This window comes from Hydrotalea sp. (assembly GCA_030054115.1).
Taxonomy (GTDB): Bacteria; Pseudomonadota; Alphaproteobacteria; order JASGCL01; family JASGCL01; genus JASGCL01.
Genome location: JASGCL010000004.1, coordinates 64,483 through 67,617 on the forward strand (window position 1 = coordinate 64,483; position 3,135 = coordinate 67,617).

The 3,135-nt window shown below is 49.3% G+C and carries 5 protein-coding genes; all 5 read right to left on the reverse strand.

Annotation, left to right across the window (positions count from 1 at the left end; translation table 11 throughout):
• Positions 1 to 1,095: histidinol-phosphate transaminase (hisC, locus tag QM529_01850; GenBank protein ID MDI9313407.1), on the reverse strand; the 1,095-nt coding region annotated here is incomplete at its 3' end.
• 41 nt (positions 1,096 to 1,136) lie between these two features.
• Positions 1,137 to 1,838 (reverse strand): chorismate mutase, encoded by a 702-nt coding sequence (locus QM529_01855; GenBank protein MDI9313408.1) that lies wholly within the window; start codon positions 1,836 to 1,838, stop codon positions 1,137 to 1,139.
• Positions 1,828 to 2,097 (reverse strand): sulfurtransferase TusA family protein, encoded by a 270-nt coding sequence (locus QM529_01860; GenBank protein MDI9313409.1) that lies wholly within the window; start codon positions 2,095 to 2,097, stop codon positions 1,828 to 1,830. The genes QM529_01855 and QM529_01860 overlap by 11 nt, the downstream gene beginning before the upstream one ends.
• Positions 2,098 to 2,099: 2 nt before the next feature.
• Positions 2,100 to 2,621 (reverse strand): inorganic diphosphatase, encoded by a 522-nt coding sequence (gene ppa / locus QM529_01865; protein MDI9313410.1) that lies wholly within the window; start codon positions 2,619 to 2,621, stop codon positions 2,100 to 2,102.
• A gap of 32 nt (positions 2,622 to 2,653) precedes the next feature.
• Positions 2,654 to 3,037 carry a DNA-directed RNA polymerase subunit omega gene (rpoZ, locus tag QM529_01870; GenBank protein ID MDI9313411.1) on the reverse strand — a complete coding sequence of 128 codons (384 nt, stop codon included), beginning with the start codon at positions 3,035 to 3,037 and terminating at the stop codon, positions 2,654 to 2,656.
• Positions 3,038 to 3,135 lie beyond the last annotated feature (98 nt).

Sequence of the window (3,135 nt, forward strand, 5' to 3'; positions counted from 1 at the left end):
CCACTCATTGGCCCATTTTAAAAAAATATCGTTTTCGTCTTTGGTGCCAACGGTAACGCGCACCGTGGTGTTCAGGTTATATGATTTCATGCCGCGCACAAAAACATTGTGGCTTTCCATGAATTCAATAAAATTGGTGGCGCGGGCGACATCGCCAAATTGCATCAGGTAAAAATTGGTGTCCGAATTATAAACGATAAAACCATTCTGCCGCAAAACGCCCTGCATCCGCAATTTTTCGCTTGCGTTGTGGTCGCGCGACCGCGTGATAAAATCTTGGTCGGCCATCGCCACCACGCCGGCATTTTGCGCGATCTGCGACGTGCTGAACACATTGCATAATTTATTGACGACGCGAATCACCCGTTCGTCGCCGGCGCAAAACCCCAGGCGCAAACTGGCCATGCCATAGATTTTGGAAAATGTCCGGACAATAACCACATTCGGGAACTCATCGGCCAGGCGCATCACCCCTTGGTTATAACCCGCGTCATCGACATACTCGGCGTAGGCCACATCCAACACCAACAACACGCGCGGCGGTAACGCGGCCAAAAATTTTTTTACCTCGGCCAGTGCCACCATCGTGCCGGTCGGGTTATTGGGGTTGGCCAAAAAAATAACCGACGTCTTATCATCAACCAATTTTATTATCGCATCCAGGTCGGTTACAAAATTCCCCTCGTCATTTTTTTTCTCCGGCGCGGCCACCACATTGGCCCCCATGCCCTTGATAGCAATTGGGTAAACCGAAAAACCATATTGGCTGTAAATACCGGTGCGACCGGCCGACAGAAAACTTTTGGCAATTGCCAACAACACCTCGTCACTGCCCGCGCCGACAGAAATCTGGTTTGGTTGCATCTGGTAAAAATCGGCGATGGTTTGCCGCAACTTAACCGCCAAACTATCGGGGTAGCGATGGTTCGGAATTTTTTTTACCGCCTCGATATTCGGGCTCGACCCAAATGGGTTTTCGTTGGCCGACAACACCACGACCGGCCCAACCCCCGCGCCCTTGTGCTTGCCCGGAATATAATCGGGAATTTCCTCAACCCAATTGTTGGGGCGGGCTTCTAAATTTTTTTTATTCATGTTGCGCTATCGTTAAAAAAACTGCTCATGTAATTTTGCCACTAGTCTTGCCAATATGCCGGTCGCGGCACAATGCCAATCACGCGGCCGCCAGGTTGTTTGTGGTGGGCTTCGTCGATAACATCGAATCGTTTTTTGTCATCGCGCGCCACCACCGCCAATCGCGCCATGGCGGGGTCAACTTCCTCCATCTGTTGCCAGGCGACAATCACGCCCTTAACATCTTGGTTGGAAATTTTTTGCGCGATGTTTTTATTGTCGTCGGTTTTATAAAAAATGAAAGACGGAAAAATATTCACCACCGCCAATTTATCGCCGGCCGCCAAAATATCATCGACCGCGGTTACCGGCACCACCGCCAACCCAACCGCGCGTGTCGTTAATAAATTCAGCGGCGCATCATCAACCCGCCATTTTGTTTGGCGGCCAAATTCCTGCGCCAGGCCAAACCCATGGTCGGCAAAAAAATCCTTGGCCACGGCGATGTGAAATTGGTTTTCGCGCATCACGGTGGTGGCCATCAATTCTTTCCAAATGCTCCAATATTCGTCGCGCGTTACCACCTCGTCGTTGGGTAATTTATTGTAAATCGCCTGTTCGCGAAATGGGCGATAACCGGCTTCCTGCCGCGCCAATTTTTTGAACGCGCTAATTTTTGCCACCGCGCCCCAGCGTTTTTTTAACAGCTCGGCAATCGCGACATCAATTTTATCAATCTCAGCGCGGATATTATTAATCGTCATGTTTTTTTTCAATGATAAAAACAAACTTACCATTGTTTTCGCCGTGATGCAAAATATTATCTTGCAACAATCGGTGGCCTTGCTCGCGGCAAAATAACGGGAAATCCTCCGCCGCCTTCGGGTCGGTGGCGGTAACCTCCAACACTTCGCCACCCTGCATGGCGCGCAATTGCTTTTGTGTTTTTAATACCGGCAGGGGGCAAGAAAGCCCCGAGGTATCAAGCCGACAATTTATCCGATGCTGAATGCTATTGGGCAAGCTTACTTATAATTTTTTATGGCGTCGGCAATAATTTTTTTCGCCGCGCCGGCATTGTCAAACCCCAAGACCTTGACGAATTTGCCCTTTTCCAAATCTTTGTAATGTTCAAAGAAATGTTTTATCTGGTCGAGTAAAATTTGCGGCAAATCAGTCGCCTCGTTAATTTTATCATACAAGGCGGTAACCTTGCCATGCGGCACGCAGATTATTTTTTCATCCTTGCCCGATTCATCCTCGGTCAACAACACGCCAACCGGTCGCACGCGAATCACCGACCCGGCGGCCAATGCAAATGGCGCAACCACCAACACATCGGCCGGGTCGCCATCGCCCGACAGGGTGTGGGGGATAAAACCATAATTGCATGGGTAATACATCGGGGTTGCCAAAAACCGGTCGACAATCACCATGCCGGCGTCTTTATCGATTTCGTATTTTACCGGCACCATCATCGGAATTTCGATAATGGCATTAATATCCTCGGGCGGGTTTTTTCCGATGGCGATTTTGCTTATATCCATGTTGGCCTCCGACTATAATTATTTTATTAAAATTAATCTTCGAGTTTGCCAATATCGGCGTCTTCAAAAATTTGCGCCCCTTCGCCCATTTCGGCAATGTCGCGCGCCGCCGATTTGCTGTCCTTGCCGCCGCGGTTCGATTCCTCGGCCAACACTTCGCGCACTTCCTTGTCGCTGATTTCCTCGCGCAAGGTAACGCGTTGCAATGCGGTGACAATCTGTTGGCGCAATTTTCCAAAATCAAGGTCGGTGTCAGCAATTTCGCGCAGGGCAATAATCGGCGGTTTGTCGTTTTCGCGCTCGACGTAGGTTTCGTTGCCCTTCCAAATTTCGCGGGTTCGGGCCGACGCCAAAACCACCAATTCAAATCGGTTGTTTAATTTTTTAATGCAATCTTCGACTGTTATCCTGGCCATGGCACTGCTCCGTTTTTTTTAATAATTTATGATAAGTGATTAAATATTGTTTAGGGCGTAACGCAACGGCGCAAAAATGTCAAGCCCCTCGAATCGGC